At 66.7% G+C, this 13117-nt stretch carries 16 protein-coding genes; 11 read left to right on the forward strand and 5 right to left on the reverse strand.

What is annotated here, in order from left to right; genetic code table 11:
• The first annotated feature begins 16 nt into the window (after positions 1 to 16).
• A complete protein-coding gene (locus tag KF707C_RS12220; RefSeq protein ID WP_003454101.1) occupies positions 17 to 1123 on the forward strand; it encodes a GlxA family transcriptional regulator in 1107 nt (368 codons plus the stop codon).
• Positions 1124 to 1176: 53 nt separating this feature from the next.
• On the opposite strand, the gene KF707C_RS12225 is transcribed toward KF707C_RS12220, so the two are convergent.
• Entirely contained in the window at positions 1177 to 2130 is a 954-nt protein-coding gene (locus KF707C_RS12225) for a LysR substrate-binding domain-containing protein (RefSeq protein ID WP_003454098.1), read from the reverse strand.
• Between the two features lie 212 nt (positions 2131 to 2342).
• Here KF707C_RS12225 and KF707C_RS12230 point away from each other — a divergent pair, with 212 nt between their 5' ends.
• Both KF707C_RS12230 and KF707C_RS12235 read left to right on the forward strand, forming a co-directional pair.
• Complete coding sequence (locus tag KF707C_RS12230; RefSeq protein ID WP_003454096.1) at positions 2343 to 3110, forward strand: SDR family NAD(P)-dependent oxidoreductase; 768 nt, start codon at positions 2343 to 2345, stop codon at positions 3108 to 3110.
• A gap of 11 nt (positions 3111 to 3121) precedes the next feature.
• Entirely contained in the window at positions 3122 to 3874 is a 753-nt protein-coding gene (locus KF707C_RS12235; protein WP_003454093.1) for an SDR family NAD(P)-dependent oxidoreductase, read from the forward strand.
• Between the two features lie 66 nt (positions 3875 to 3940).
• Here KF707C_RS12235 and KF707C_RS12240 read toward each other — a convergent pair whose 3' ends face one another.
• Positions 3941 to 4414 (reverse strand): helix-turn-helix domain-containing protein, encoded by a 474-nt coding sequence (locus KF707C_RS12240; RefSeq protein WP_003454091.1) that lies wholly within the window; start codon positions 4412 to 4414, stop codon positions 3941 to 3943.
• An 81-nt stretch (positions 4415 to 4495) separates the two neighbouring features.
• Between KF707C_RS12240 and KF707C_RS12245 the strand changes: the two genes are divergently transcribed.
• From KF707C_RS12245 to KF707C_RS12255, 3 genes are read left to right on the forward strand one after another with little or no spacing between them, the layout of a single operon-like run.
• Positions 4496 to 4984 carry a DUF2938 domain-containing protein gene (locus KF707C_RS12245; protein ID WP_003454089.1) on the forward strand — a complete coding sequence of 163 codons (489 nt, stop codon included), beginning with the start codon at positions 4496 to 4498 and terminating at the stop codon, positions 4982 to 4984.
• Between the two features lie 43 nt (positions 4985 to 5027).
• Positions 5028 to 5594: a flavodoxin family protein gene (locus KF707C_RS12250; protein ID WP_003454087.1), complete on the forward strand. Its 567-nt coding sequence runs from the start codon at positions 5028 to 5030 to the stop codon at positions 5592 to 5594.
• Between the two features lie 15 nt (positions 5595 to 5609).
• Complete coding sequence (locus KF707C_RS12255; protein ID WP_003454085.1) at positions 5610 to 5837, forward strand: DUF2798 domain-containing protein; 228 nt, start codon at positions 5610 to 5612, stop codon at positions 5835 to 5837.
• A gap of 9 nt (positions 5838 to 5846) precedes the next feature.
• On the opposite strand, the gene KF707C_RS12260 is transcribed toward KF707C_RS12255, so the two are convergent.
• On the reverse strand, positions 5847 to 6413 hold the full coding sequence (locus KF707C_RS12260; RefSeq protein WP_003454083.1) for a COG3904 family protein: 567 nt from the start codon (positions 6411 to 6413) through the stop codon (positions 5847 to 5849).
• Between the two features lie 157 nt (positions 6414 to 6570).
• Positions 6571 to 6714: a hypothetical protein gene (locus tag KF707C_RS29465; protein ID WP_003454081.1), complete on the reverse strand. Its 144-nt coding sequence runs from the start codon at positions 6712 to 6714 to the stop codon at positions 6571 to 6573.
• Positions 6715 to 6859: 145 nt separating this feature from the next.
• Here KF707C_RS29465 and prpD point away from each other — a divergent pair, with 145 nt between their 5' ends.
• A complete protein-coding gene (prpD, locus tag KF707C_RS12265; RefSeq protein WP_003454078.1) occupies positions 6860 to 8344 on the forward strand; it encodes a 2-methylcitrate dehydratase in 1485 nt (494 codons plus the stop codon).
• A gap of 41 nt (positions 8345 to 8385) precedes the next feature.
• On the opposite strand, the gene KF707C_RS12270 is transcribed toward prpD, so the two are convergent.
• Positions 8386 to 8712: a hypothetical protein gene (locus tag KF707C_RS12270; RefSeq protein WP_036993360.1), complete on the reverse strand. Its 327-nt coding sequence runs from the start codon at positions 8710 to 8712 to the stop codon at positions 8386 to 8388.
• A 169-nt stretch (positions 8713 to 8881) separates the two neighbouring features.
• Between KF707C_RS12270 and KF707C_RS12275 the strand changes: the two genes are divergently transcribed.
• The 4 genes from KF707C_RS12275 to KF707C_RS12290 all read left to right on the forward strand — a co-directional run bounded on the left by KF707C_RS12275 (position 8882) and on the right by KF707C_RS12290 (position 13029).
• Positions 8882 to 9940, forward strand: a complete 1059-nt coding sequence (locus tag KF707C_RS12275) for a hypothetical protein (RefSeq protein WP_003454074.1) — start codon at positions 8882 to 8884, stop codon at positions 9938 to 9940.
• Positions 9941 to 10068: 128 nt separating this feature from the next.
• Positions 10069 to 11049 carry a quinone oxidoreductase family protein gene (locus KF707C_RS12280; RefSeq protein WP_003454071.1) on the forward strand — a complete coding sequence of 327 codons (981 nt, stop codon included), beginning with the start codon at positions 10069 to 10071 and terminating at the stop codon, positions 11047 to 11049.
• Between the two features lie 10 nt (positions 11050 to 11059).
• Positions 11060 to 11908, forward strand: coding sequence for a TauD/TfdA dioxygenase family protein (locus KF707C_RS12285; RefSeq protein WP_003454060.1), 849 nt, complete (start codon positions 11060 to 11062; stop codon positions 11906 to 11908).
• 68 nt (positions 11909 to 11976) lie between these two features.
• Positions 11977 to 13029 (forward strand): BKACE family enzyme, encoded by a 1053-nt coding sequence (locus KF707C_RS12290; protein ID WP_003454059.1) that lies wholly within the window; start codon positions 11977 to 11979, stop codon positions 13027 to 13029.
• The last annotated feature ends 88 nt before the right edge of the window (positions 13030 to 13117 follow it).

Below are 13117 nucleotides of genomic sequence, written 5' to 3' on the forward strand. Positions count from 1 at the left end.
AGCGGTGAGGTGAGCGATGAGAACGTCATTCGAGAGTGTGTTGAAGTGCAAGAACCTGGCGCATCTGGACAAGGCCAGCGGCGTGGGGGTGAGGCTGCCCGTCCGGCGAGTGGCCTTCATCCTGCGCGAGCATTTCTCGATGATGGCCTTCACCGGGGCGGTGGATGCCCTGGTAACGGCCAACCTCATGAGCTCGAGTCCGGTGTTCGAGGTGCTGGTCGTCGGCGGCGAGAGCAATCTGGTCGTGAGCGATCTGGGCATCGCCATCTCCGCCGATTGCTCCTTGGCCGAAATGGAAGAGCGGCACCTGGATATCCTGGTGGTGTGCGGCGGCTACCGCGTCCGCCTGCAGGGTGATCCGCAGCTGCGCGCGAAACTGCGTCAGGCCGACACCTCAGGTGCTGTGCTGGGCGGCTTGTGGAACGGAGCCTACTTCCTGGCCGAGGCCGGGTTGCTGGATGGCCATGAATGCGCGTTCCATCCGGACGGTCGGGCGATGATGGCGGAGCTCTTTCCCAAGGTGCGGGTGACCACCCACTCCCATGTGCTCGACCGCAAGCGCCTGAGCTGTGCGGGCGCGAACAGCTCGCTGGGCATGATGCTGGAAGTGGTGGGACACAGTGCCGGCCAGGATCTGGTGGATGCCGTGGAGGAGGTCCTGGGGTGCGACAAGATGCGGGAAACCGTTGATATTTCCGTGGTGTCGATCGACTTCGATCCAACCTTGCCACGCCCCCTCAAGCTCGCCCTGGAACTCATGCACAGCAACATCGAGGACCCCATCGAAATAGTCGAGATCGCGCGCTATGCACGCATCTCCAGACGGCACCTGGAGCGCCTGTTCCGCCGCTACGTGAAGGCGACCCCGCCACGCTACTACATGGAGCTGAGGCTCACCCACGCCCGTCAACTGCTGCAGCACACCAACAAGTCCATGACGGAAATATCGGTCGCGAGCGGCTTTGCGACGCTTCCTCATTTCAGTCGCTGCTTTCGCGAGAAGTTCGATGTGGCGCCTGGCGAGTTCCGCTCCCGTTCCCAGTTCCGGGTCGGAACGAGCACGGAGCTGCCAGCGAAGTCCCGCCGGACGACGGGCGGCCTCCGTACCGGAACGGGCGGATAAGATCGAGGAGGGCGCCCGGCAATTCTTCGGGGGGGATCACCCGTGCTGCCGCGTCACTGATCCGCTTTCTGACTTGGTCGATCCCTCAGCGCCTGCGTCTCGCTCATCAGCCAGTCGCGAAGCACCCGCATTTCACTCGAACCGGCCAGGTCGCGGCGGCAAACGAAGTAGTGCTTGCGATCGTCGGCAAAGAGGGTCTCCTCGAGCGGCCTTACCAGCGTGCCCGCGTTCAGCTGTGGCTCTACCAGATGGCGCCAGGCCAGGCAGACACCCACGTCTTCCTGGGCGGCATTGAGCAGCATCGAAAAGTGGCTGAAATCCACTAGTTCCGTGCACATGGTGGAGTCCAGGCCGAACTCCTTCAGCCAGAACGCCCAATCGACAGGTGCCCAGAGCCTGGCTTTCCAGTGGCTGGCGCTGAGGTTCAGCAGCGTGACGCCCAGCATTCCTTCCAGGGTCGTGATGCGGGGGTTCTGCGCAAGAAACCGGGGCGTACAGACCGGGAATATCTCTTCGGAGAAGAGGTACTCGGCCACATAGTGCGGATGCTCTTCGAGCCCCAGGGTCACCGCAGCGCTGAAACGCTCCTGATAGTCGGGGTTCTCCTCGGAACTGATCATGTGCAACTGGAGTTCGGGATGCTGGACTCTCAGTTGCTTCAGCCTTGGCATCAGCCAGAGCTGGGCGAAGGAGGTCGTGCTGATCAGCGCCAGATAGTCCAGGCTATTGCGCCGCAGCAGCCCTCGGGATGCCGTGGCGATGCTCTGCAAGGCCGACGAGGCCGCCAGGTACAGGGTGTGCCCGTCGCTGGTCAGCTGGACCTTGCGATTGCCGCGCAGGAAGAGTTTCAAGCCGTAGAAATCTTCCAGCGTCTGGATCTGGCGACTGACCGCCGCCTGGGTCACACAGAGTTCCTCCGCCGCCATCTTGAAACTGCCATGGCGGGCAGCCGCTTCGAAGGTGCGCAGCGCGTTCAGTGGCGGAAGGAGTTGCCTGAGGCTGTTCATAGGCCAGGGGTGATGAGTCGGACACTTTCAGCAGTTAACCAAAGATCAATCGGAAATGACAGGATCACGCCAGCAAGCTGGCTGCCACTGTGCAAGGTTGTTCAATGTTCACTTAACCAAAAGCTAAGTGAAGGCTACGTAGAACTCGTTTGTCAGCCTTTGGCGGTCCGTCGATGATCGACCTCGGATCACCCAACCCGAGGACATGAACGATGAGGTTCGAAAACAAGACTGTAGTGATTACCGGAGGCGCCGGCGGCGTCGGTCAGGCACTGGTGAGGCTGTTTGCAGCGGAAGGTGCGCGTCTGATGATCTCGGATATCAATGCCGAGGGTTGCCAGGCGATGGTCGACGAAGCTCGCAGGCTCGGCGCCGAGGCTGACGGCCTGGCAGGCAATCTGCGGGAGAAAGAGTACTGCGAAGCGGTCATCGCCCGGACCGCCGAACGCTTCGGCGGCGTCGATATCCTGCTCAACAATGCCGGCATCATTCCCCGCGGAACCATCGAGGAAACCACCGACGAAATGTGGTTCACCGCCATGGACGTCAACCTGAACGCGGTGTTCTTCCTCTGCCGTGCCGCCATCCCCCACATGAAGCGGCGCGGCGGTGGTGCCATCGTCAATACCTCCTCGGTCTGGGGCACCTATCCGGGCCCCGGCCATGTCGCCTACTGCACCAGCAAGGGGGCGGTGGCGGCACTGTCCAGGAACCTGGGGCGCGATTGCGCGCCCTTGGGTATCCGCGTCAATGCCGTCTGCCCCCATGAAATCAACACGCCCATGATCCGCAGCGGCTTCGAGCGCCGGGGGCTGGATCCCGACAAGGCCATCGAGGAGCTGAACAGGACCGTGCCGCTGGGCCGGATCGCCGAGCCGGAGGACATCGCCGATGTGATTGCCTTCCTGGCGTCCGACCAGGCCCGGTACATCGCCGGCGAGACGGTGGAAGTCACCGGCGCCAAACCGGTTTCGGGCTGAGGAGAATGCAGATGCTCAACGACAAGATCGCCGTCGTTACCGGCGGCGGGCGTGGAATCGGCCGTGGGATCACCGAAAAACTCCTGGAAGCCGGCGCCCGGGTGCTGGTCGCGCAGCGCCAACCCCTGGATGAAATCCTGGCCGCCAATCCGCAGGTGGCCTGGGTCGAAGTCGACCTGGCGGAGCCCGATGCGCCCGCTGTCATCGCGCGGGAGGTGGAAAAGCGGTTCGGCGGCGCCGATGTCCTGGTCAACAATGCCGGCTTCATGTTCGAACGTTCGCTGGAAGAGATGGAGGAAGACGACTGGGACCGGATGATGGCCGTCAACCTGCGTGCCCCGGTGTTCCTGGCCAAGGCCCTGCTGCCCTTGCTGCGCAGGCATGGCGGCAGCATCGTCAACATCGGCTCCATCGAGGGCCTGGGTGCCAACCCCTGGCACGCTGCCTACTGCGCCTCCAAGGCGGGTGTCCATGGCTTTACCCGGGCCATGGCCGTCGACCTGGGGCGCGATGGAATCCGTTGCAATGCCATCGCCCCCGGGTGGATCAATTCGGACCTGAGCCACGCCTACATCGACGCCCAGCCCGATCCCGCGCAGGCCCGCGCCGGTCTGCTCAAACTGCATCCCGTCGGGCGTACCGGCGAGCCGCAGGACATCGGCAACGTCGTCGTCTTCCTGGCCAGCGAGGCGGCGGCCTTCATCACCGGCCAGGTACTGGTCGTCGACGGCGGTCGGACAGCCAAGCTGCCATTGCCATTCTGACGCCCGGCGCAGCGCGCCTCTGGCTGAACCTCCTCCGCATCGCAAGGGCTGCGGAGGAGGTTCCTGTCAGGGTTCGACATCGCTTCCCGCACCTCGCGGCGATCGGCCCGCGAGCTTCGCCCGCTTGGGCGCCCCTTTGCTCCAGCGTCGCTCGATCGCTCCCGAAGACGCCGCCTTCAGCAGTCGCTTGAAGGTCGGGCATTCCGTGTGGCTGGGCGCCGGGCAGGCTGCCGCGTGACGCAGCCCCCGGCTCATGGCCTGCAGGCGCTTGACCAGGGCGTCGATCTCGTCCGCCTTGGCTTCGAGCAACGGGCGGTCGATCTCCGGCTGGCCATCGGGTGCGAACATCGAGCGGATTTCGTCGAGGGACAGGCCGGCGGCCTGGCCCAGTGAGATCAGCGCCAGCTGGTCGAGGATGCCGGGCCCGAACCAGCGCCGCGTGCCCTGCTGGCTGAGGGAGGTGATCAGGCCTTTCTTCTCGTAGTAACGCAGCGTGGAGGAGGGCAGGCCCGTGCGTCGGGCGACTTCCGCGATGTCCATTCTCGACCTCTTGACTTGAAGTTGACTTCAACTTCTAGAGTGAGCCCATCACCTCCAACGGTCAACGCACAAGGGGCTCACATGACTCAGGACATCATTCGCATCGCCTGCATCGGCATCGGCGCCACCCTCATCATGGATGCCTGGCTGGTGCTCCTGCGCCGGCTGGGGGTGCCGACGCTCAATTTCGCCTTCATCGGCCGCTGGGTCGGGCACCTCCCCCGGGGGCGCTTCTTCCACGACGCCATCGCCAAGGCACAGCCCGTTCCGGGTGAAACCGCCCTGGGCTGGATCACCCACTACGCCATCGGCATCGCCTTCGCCGCACTGCTGGTGATCCTCGCCGGCAGCCAGTGGCCGGAAAACCCGACGGCGCTGCCCGCCGTGCTGGTGGGCCTGGGCACCGTCGCCGCACCGCTGCTGGTGATGCAGCCGGCCATGGGCGCCGGCGTGCTGGCCCGCAAGACCGCCACACCCCTTCGCAACTGCCTGCGCAGCCTCGTCAACCACGGCGTATTCGGCTTCGGCCTGTTCCTGGCCGCCGCCCTGTACCAGCACATCGGTGGCTGAGGCCATCGTCACGTCCAATCCATCGACTCAGGAGATCACCTGCATGAACAGGCTCGCCATCATCTATCACAGCGCCCACGGCCATACCGAGCACATCGCCTGGCAGATCGGCGAAGGCGCCCGCGCCGTGGCCGATACCCAGGTCCACCTGCTCCGCGCCGAAGCCGTCGCCGCCGATCCGGGCCAGTTGCTCGCCTTCGACGGTTTCATCCTCGGTTCGCCCACCTACTTCGGCGGTGTGTCCGGTCCCTTCAAGAGCTTCATGGACGCCACCGGGCCGATCTGGCGCAACCAGCAACTGAAGGGACGCCTGGCAGCCGGCTTCACCGTGTCCTCACTGGCGGCGGGCGACAAGCAGTCGACCCTCATTGCGCTGTTCGTGTTCTGCATGCAGCACGGGCTGCTCTGGGTGGGCAATCCGATCCTGCCGGAGCAGCACGCCGGCGTGCCCTACGAGGAGGCCGCCAACCGCCTGGGCTCCTGGTCGGGCCTGATGGCGCAATCGACCCACGGCACGCCGGCCGATCACTTCGCCTCGGGGGACGTGAAGACCGCCCGGTTGTTCGGCCGCCATGTGGCCGAGTCCCTGCGTCGGCTGGCCGGCGCCTGAGACGGAGGGGCGACCATGATTCCCCGCCGTTTCGCTCCGCTGCTGTTCGGCCTGATCCTCTCGGGACTGATGTCGCTGCTGGTGTCCGGGATCTCCACCTGGCGAGCGGTGGGCCCGGCGCCGGGGTTCCTGGCGCTCTGGCTGGGCGCCTGGTGGCTCGCCTGGCTGGTGGCCTTTCCGGCGGTGCTGCTGGTCTCGCCCCTGGCGCGGTTCCTGGTGACGCGCTTGCTCAGGTCGGAGTGAGGAGGGGGCTCAGTTCAGCCGGTAGCGGTCCAGTTCGTCCCGGGTCAGTACGCGCATGCGGGTGGGTTCGGCGCTGTGCATGGCGTCCAGCAGGCTGAGGGGGATGTTCATTTCCTTCAGGTAGGCGGCGGGGCTGTAGCGCCCGCTGGCCTCTGCGGCCCGGGCCGAGTCGCCTTCCGGGAAGTAGGGGCGGTGCAGGCCGACGTAGCCTTTGACGGTCTTCTTCAGGCCGGCGGCCAGCAGGTAGACGCAGCTCCCCTGGCACAGGCCATCACTGGGCACCATCACTTCGAAGCCGGTTTCCCGCAGCAGGCGGCCCATGCGGATGGCCTCGGCGACGCTGCCACCGATGCTGTCCAGCAGGGCCATCTTGCGGTCGAACTTGCCGGGGTTGGCCCGCAGGCCCTGCATCAGCGATTCGTAGTCCCCCGGGGCGATCTCCTCGGAAATCTGCACCGCCAGGATGCGACCGGCCTTGGCGTGCTGGACGCCCTGGACCTCCACCTTCGACAGGGCGGGGGCGGCGGCGAGGCTGGCGAGGCAGAACAGGGCGACCCGAGCGGCGGTACGACTCATGATGCGGGGCATTCCAGGGGGCGATGGGGATGGCGGAGAAGATACCGAAAACCCGGGCCGGGCTTCCAGACCCGGACCACCGGTTCAAGGCCCCGGGGCCGACCCCCTCCCCGTAGGAGCCGGCTTGCCGGCGAATATTCGCGAGTCAGTCCACCGCCTATTCCCAGTCATCCGGCTTCTTGTCCTTGCTCGGTGCCTTGTCGCTGATGCGTTTCACGTCCGCCGCCGGCACCTGTTCCGGCGGCTGGCTGGGGCCCTGGGGCCTGGGCGCGGGCGTGCGCACATTGGGGTCGCTGCTCATGGTCGGTCTCCGGTTGCCTGCCGTTCCCCAAGCGCAGCACAACCGGACGCCCCGTGCTGGCCGCTGGTCGCCTGCGGGGTTCGCCGCCCTTGTTTCCGGGTACAGGGCGTAGACTGGAATCCATTGGCGACACGGAGACACGGCCATGAGCAGCAAGGTCGACCCGAACCAGCGGCCGCCCTACGACGCGGTGATCCAGGACATCGCCGACTATGTGCTGGATTATCGGGTGGAATCCCGGGAGGCGCTGGATACCGCGCGGCACTGCCTCCTGGACAGCCTCGGCTGCGCCCTGCTGGCCCTGCGTTTCCCCGAGTGCACCAAGCTGCTCGGCCCCCTGGTGGAGGGCACGCAGGTGCCCCAGGGCGCACGAGTGCCGGGCACCAGCTACCGGATGGACCCGGTCAAGGCGGCCTGGGACCTGGGGGCCATGATCCGCTGGCTGGACTTCAACGACACCTGGCTGGCGGCTGAATGGGGTCATCCGTCCGACAACCTGGGCGGCATCCTCGCCGTCGCCGATCACCTGTCCCAGCGGTGCCTGGCCCGGGGCGAGGCGCCGCTGCCGATGCGCCGGGTGCTGGAGGCCATGGTCAAGGCCCACGAGATACAGGGCGTGCTGGCGCTGGAGAACGCGTTCAACCGCGTGGGCCTGGACCACGTGATTCTGGTCAAGCTGGCCTCCACCGCGGTCTGTGCCTGGCTGATGGGGGCCGATCGCGAGCAGCTGCTCTCGGCCATTTCCCATGCCCTGGTGGATGGCCAGCCCCTGCGCACCTATCGCCACGCGCCCAATGCCGGTTCGCGCAAGTCCTGGGCGGCCGGGGATGCCACCAGTCGTGGGGTTCGCCTGGCGGATATCGCCCTGCGCGGCGAAATGGGCGTGCCTGGTGTACTCAGTGCGCCGCAGTGGGGGTTCTACGAGGTCTCCTTCAGCCATACCAGCAAGGACCTGGCCACCAAGCCAAAGGAGCAGCGTCGCTTCAGCCTGCCCCAGGGATTCGCCTGCCAGGTCATGGAGAACATCCTCTTCAAGATCAGCTACCCCGCCGAGTTCCACGGCCAGACGGCCTGCGAGGCGGCGGTGCAGTTGCACCCGCAGGTGCGCAACCGGGTGACCGAGATCGACCGCATCCAGATCACCACCCAGGAATCGGCCATGCGCATCATCGACAAGACCGGTCCGCTGGCCAATGCCGCCGACCGCGACCATTGCATCCAGTACATGACGGCGGTAGCCCTGCTGTTCGGCGACCTGGTGGCCGAACACTACGAGGACGCCTTCCACCAGGCCCATCCGGTGATCGACCGGTTGCGCGAGCGCATGGAGGTCGTCGAGGACCCGCGTTACAGCCGTGAATACCTGGAGCCTGGCAAGCGCTCCATCGCCAACGCCGTGCAGGTGTTCTTCAAGGATGGAGCCTGCACGGAGAAGGTTGAAGTGGAGTACCCCATCGGCCATCGCCGGCGGCGCAGCGAGGGCATGCCGCTACTGGAGCGGAAGTTCAGGGCCAGCCTGGCGACGCGCTTCGGCGCCGACCGTTGCGCGCGGATCAGCGCCCTCTGCCAGGACCAGGCGGCGCTGGAGGCGATGCCGGTGGACCGCTTCGTCGAGTTGTTCGTGGCCTGAGCCCCGGAAAAGGGGCCGGCCGGCCCCATCGTGGCGGTGCCTCAGTGGTCGTAGTCACCCCGGCCCCGGCAGATACGCTCCTTGCTGAAGACCTCCCGGGAGGCGTCGATGCGCACCCGGCAGCGGCCTTCCCGATAGTCCCGATGCCATTCGCCCCGGCGCCAGGTCTTGCCCCGTCCGTCGGGGCAGCGCACCACCTTGCGGTAGTAGCCCCGGTCGGTGATTTCCTTCACCCGGCATGGACCGTCGCGATAGCGCTCGACGCGGCCACCGTCGTCGTCCCATCTGTGATCGGCCAGGGCACCCTGCGGAATGCCGGCGATGGCGGCGACCAGGAAAAACACACCCAGGAACGGGCCTGCCTTCATTTCATTACCTCGATTTCCGATTCGGCTGAAGTTGGCCGGAGGACCTTGGTAGCCGTCCGGCCCATGCTCTGACAGCGTCCCGGGCGATTCTGCTCAATGGCGACTGCTGCCGGCGGCGCGGCTTCCTATACTCAAATCACCCTGGCCGGAAGGCCTGCGGGGTGCCTCCATGACGACCACCAGCCGCGCCGTCCGCCACGGCGTGTTCCTGCTCCTGACCGTCGCCGCGCTGCTGACGGTGGCGGGCTGCGCGTCGCGGCCGGAGCCGCCGCCCGTGGTGGTTTCCGCCAGCACCTGGCGCCAGGTGGACCGGGATATCGCCGCCGCCTCCCTGGCGGCCACCGGGCAGGCGCGAGGCTACGCCCAGGACGCCATGGAGCGCTGGATGGACCTGGTCTACCAGCGCACCGACAGCCACTACATTCCCTGGTTCTCCAGCTTCTGGACCCGCAAGTGGCTGGGCATGAAAGTCACCTGGTACCGGCTCAGCGCCGACGATCAGCACGACGACACCGTGGAGCGCCTGGCCCGCTACCTGCAGGAGGAATACGACGAGCAGGTACTGGAGCCGGTGGCCCGCGAGCTGAGCCCCGACGACATCATGGAAAAGGCCACCCGGCTCTATGTCCTCCAACTGGACCAGCGCCTGGACGGCATTCCCCAGCGCCTGGGCGTGCCCCTGGACCAGTTCGAGCGGCACCTGATGGAGATTCCCGCCATCGAAAGCGTGCCCCCGGCCGAAGGCGCCTCCCTCTACCAGGTGCTGAGCGCCGATCCCCTGGAGAAACTGCCGGCCTACGCCGGGCTCATGACCCGCCTGCGCGAAGCCCCCGGCGGCGCGGGCGCCTGGGCCACCCACGCGGGGCTCTCCTCCATCACCCGCCAGACCAGCCAGCAGCTCACCTCGGAAATGACCGCCAGCGGTGCCGCCAGCGTGGTGTCCAGCCTGGTGGGCAGGGTGGCCGGCTCGGTGCTCTCCCTGGGCTTCACCGGCATCAGCGCGATGCTCCAGGAGAACGAGCGGCCGGACCGCGAAGCGCGCCTGCGCAAGAGCCTGAACGAGGCCTTCGACGAGGAATGGCTGGAGCTGATGCGCAACCCCGACACCGGCGTCATGGCCGGTGTGTTCCACCTTGCCGGGCAGGTGGAGGGCCGCCTCGGGCGCACCGCCGTCCACCCCATCCGCTTCGAGCCCGAGCCCCGGGTGGTGCCGGTGCCCTGGGACTGACGCCCGCCTGCGTGTCATGAAATGAAAAGCCCCTGTCGCCCTATGAGAAGCCTGTGGGGGGGCGCTTCCCTAGAGTCCAATCCACGGGACCCTTTCCCGAAGACAAGAATCCAGATGGGAGACCAGGCATGGCCAAAGCCGTTCGTTTCTATGAGACCGGGGGGCCGGAAGTGCTCCGCTACGAAGACGTGGAGGTGGGCGACCCGGGCCCGGGCGAAGTGCGTATCCGCCACGTGGCCGTTGGCCTGAACTACGCCGACACCTATTTCCGCAACGGCACCTACCCCATTCCGCTGCCCAACGGCATCGGCGTGGAAGCCTCGGGCGTGGTGACCGCCCTGGGCGAGGGCGTGGACAACGTGGCCCTGGGTGACCGCGTGACCTACACCGGCTTCCTCAATACCCTCGGCGCCTACAGCACCGAGCGCCTGGTGTCCGCCGCGCCGCTGATCCGCCTGCCGGAAAGCATCGCCTTCGAGACCGCCGCCGCCATGACCATGCGCGGGCTCACCTCCGCCTACCTGATGCGCCGCATCCATGCCTTCCGCGAGGGCGACAGCATCCTGCTGCACGCGGCCGCCGGTGGCGTCGGCCTGATCGTCTCCCAGTGGGCCAAGCTGCTGGGCCTGACCGTGATCGGCACCGTGTCCACCGAGGCCAAGGCCGAGGTCGCCCGCGCCCACGGTTGCGACCACGTCATCAACTACAGCGAGGAAGACATCGCCAAGCGGGTGCGCGAGCTCACCGGCGGACGCGGCGTGGACGTGGTCTTCGACAGCGTCGGCAAGGCCACCTTCATGGCCTCCCTGGATTCCCTCAAGCGCCGTGGACTGCTGGTCTGCGTGGGCACCGCCTCCGGCCCGATCCCGGCCTTCGACCCGGTGCTGCTGGCCATGAAGGGATCGCTCTACATGACCCGCCCGGCGCTCGCCGACTACATCGCCGACCCGGCGGAAAAGGCCGATCTGGTGGGCGAGCTGTTCGACCACGTGGGTGCCGGTCGCATTCGCATCGACATCAACCAGCACTACGCACTGGCGGACGCGGTCCAGGCCCATCGTGACCTGGAATCCCGCAAGACCACCGGTTCGTCCATCTTCGTCATCTAGGGAGCCGGCCATGCGTGTCGAACCACTCACCTGCGCCATAGGCGCCGAGATCAGCGGCGTGAACCTGGGCGACGCGGCCCGCGACGAGGGCCTGTTCGCCGAGATCAAGGCGCTGCTGCTGCAGCACAAGGTGCTGTTCCTGCGGGACCAGGACATCGACCGGGCCGACCACGTGGCCTTCGCCCGTCGTTTCGGCGAACTGGAGGACCACCCCGTGGCCGGCAGCGACCCGGAGCATCCGGGCCTGGTGCGCATCTACAAGAACCCCGACCAGCCCAACGACCGCTACGAGAACGCCTGGCACACCGACGCCACCTGGCGCGAGGTCCCGCCGATGGGCTGCGTGCTGCGTTGCGTGGAATGCCCGCCGGTGGGCGGTGACACCATGTGGGCGAACATGGCCCTGGCCTACGAGAAGCTGCCGGACGAGGTGAAGGTCCGTATCGAGGGCCTGCGCGCCCGCCACAGCATCGAAGCCAGCTTCGGCGCCGCCATGCCCATGGAGAAGCGCCTGGCCCTCAAGGCCCAGTTCCCCGATGCCGAGCATCCGGTGGTGCGTATTCACCCGGAAACCGGCGAGAAGATCCTCTTCGTCAACGCCTTCACCACCCATTTCACCAACTACCACACCCCCGAGCGCGTGCGGTACGGCCAGGACTTCAGCCTGGGCGCCAGCGACCTGCTGCGCTACCTGGTGAGCCAGGCCTACATCCCCGAGTACCAGGTGCGCTGGCGCTGGAAGCCCAACAGCGTGGCCATCTGGGACAACCGCTCCACCCAGCACTACGCCGTCATGGATTACCCGCCCTGCGTCCGCAAGATGGAGCGCGCGGGGATCATCGGCGACAAACCCTACTGACCTGCGATCCGAACGGCCGGCGCCTGCCGGCCACATCTGCCGAACAAGAACATAACGAGGACATTTCCATGCAATTCTTCGACGACTCCCTGCACCCGGAAAACATGCAGAAGGTGGTCATCACCGTGGCGCCCTACGGCCCCGAGTGGATGCCGGCCGACTTCCCCGAGGACATCCCGGTGACCATGGACGAGCAGATCCAGAAAGCCGTGGACTGCTACGAAGCGGGGGCCACCGTGCTCCACCTGCACGTGCGTGAACTGGACGGCACCGGCTCCAAGCGCCTGTCCAAGTTCAACGAACTGATCGCCGGCGTGCGCGAAGCGGTGCCGGACATGATCATCCAGGTGGGCGGCTCCATCTCCTTCGCCCCGGAAGGCGAGGGCGAGGCGGCCAAGTGGCTGTCCGACGACACCCGCCACATGCTGGCGGAGCTGACGCCCAAGCCGGACCAGGTGACGGTCGCCATCAACACCACCCAGATGAACATCATGGAGCTGCTCTACCCGGAGTACCTGGAAGGCACCTCCCTGGCCCACCCGGCCTACCAGGCCGCCTACAGCGAAATGACCGTGCCGGCCGGCCCGGCCTGGGTCGAGGAACACCTCAAGCGCCTCACCGCCAACGGCATCCAGCCGCACTTCCAGCTCACCGGCATGCACGCCCTGGAAACCCTCGAGCGCCTGGTGCGCAAGGGCGTCTACAAGGGCCCGCTGAACCTGACCTGGATCGGCATCGGCGGCGGCTTCGACGGCCCGAACCCCTTCAACTTCTTCAACTTCATCCACCGTGCGCCGGATGGCTGCACCCTGACCGCCGAGTCCCTGCTGAAGAACGTCCTGCCGTTCAACGCCATGGCCCTGGCCATGGGCCTGCATCCCCGCGTCGGCATCGAGGACACCATCATCGACCAGCACGGCAAGCGCTTCACCTCCGTGCAGCAGATCCAGCAGACCGTGCGCATCGCCCACGAACTGGGCCGCGAGATCGCCACGGGCAAGGAGGCGCGCGAAATCTACCGGATCGGCGTGCAGTACAAGGATGCGGAAGAAACCCTGCGCATGAACGGCATGGCGCCGAACCGCCAGCCGGGCCAGAAGCAGGTTCCCCTGCGCGCCTGACCGGTGCGCACGCGGGCCGGCCCACAAGGCTGGCCCGGGGCAGGGCGGCGAACGGCCGCCCGGCCGACTAGCGTGATCAAGACACAAG

Origin of the sequence: Pseudomonas furukawaii, from assembly GCF_002355475.1 — a bacterium.
Classification (GTDB): Bacteria; Pseudomonadota; Gammaproteobacteria; order Pseudomonadales; family Pseudomonadaceae; genus Metapseudomonas; species Metapseudomonas furukawaii.

What these genes read in the sequence shown, in the direction of transcription:
- KF707C_RS12220 (WP_003454101.1), top strand. Translation starts at nt 17, where the DNA reads ATGAGAACGTCATTCGAGAGTGTGTTGAAGTGCAAGAACCTGGCGCAT.
- KF707C_RS12225 (WP_003454098.1), bottom strand. Translation starts at nt 2,130, where the DNA reads ATGAACAGCCTCAGGCAACTCCTTCCGCCACTGAACGCGCTGCGCACC.
- KF707C_RS12230 (WP_003454096.1), top strand. Translation starts at nt 2,343, where the DNA reads ATGAGGTTCGAAAACAAGACTGTAGTGATTACCGGAGGCGCCGGCGGC.
- KF707C_RS12235 (WP_003454093.1), top strand. Translation starts at nt 3,122, where the DNA reads ATGCTCAACGACAAGATCGCCGTCGTTACCGGCGGCGGGCGTGGAATC.
- KF707C_RS12240 (WP_003454091.1), bottom strand. Translation starts at nt 4,414, where the DNA reads ATGGACATCGCGGAAGTCGCCCGACGCACGGGCCTGCCCTCCTCCACG.
- KF707C_RS12245 (WP_003454089.1), top strand. Translation starts at nt 4,496, where the DNA reads ATGACTCAGGACATCATTCGCATCGCCTGCATCGGCATCGGCGCCACC.
- KF707C_RS12250 (WP_003454087.1), top strand. Translation starts at nt 5,028, where the DNA reads ATGAACAGGCTCGCCATCATCTATCACAGCGCCCACGGCCATACCGAG.
- KF707C_RS12255 (WP_003454085.1), top strand. Translation starts at nt 5,610, where the DNA reads ATGATTCCCCGCCGTTTCGCTCCGCTGCTGTTCGGCCTGATCCTCTCG.
- KF707C_RS12260 (WP_003454083.1), bottom strand. Translation starts at nt 6,413, where the DNA reads ATGAGTCGTACCGCCGCTCGGGTCGCCCTGTTCTGCCTCGCCAGCCTC.
- KF707C_RS29465 (WP_003454081.1), bottom strand. Translation starts at nt 6,714, where the DNA reads ATGAGCAGCGACCCCAATGTGCGCACGCCCGCGCCCAGGCCCCAGGGC.
- prpD (WP_003454078.1), top strand. Translation starts at nt 6,860, where the DNA reads ATGAGCAGCAAGGTCGACCCGAACCAGCGGCCGCCCTACGACGCGGTG.
- KF707C_RS12270 (WP_036993360.1), bottom strand. Translation starts at nt 8,712, where the DNA reads ATGAAGGCAGGCCCGTTCCTGGGTGTGTTTTTCCTGGTCGCCGCCATC.
- KF707C_RS12275 (WP_003454074.1), top strand. Translation starts at nt 8,882, where the DNA reads ATGACGACCACCAGCCGCGCCGTCCGCCACGGCGTGTTCCTGCTCCTG.
- KF707C_RS12280 (WP_003454071.1), top strand. Translation starts at nt 10,069, where the DNA reads ATGGCCAAAGCCGTTCGTTTCTATGAGACCGGGGGGCCGGAAGTGCTC.
- KF707C_RS12285 (WP_003454060.1), top strand. Translation starts at nt 11,060, where the DNA reads ATGCGTGTCGAACCACTCACCTGCGCCATAGGCGCCGAGATCAGCGGC.
- KF707C_RS12290 (WP_003454059.1), top strand. Translation starts at nt 11,977, where the DNA reads ATGCAATTCTTCGACGACTCCCTGCACCCGGAAAACATGCAGAAGGTG.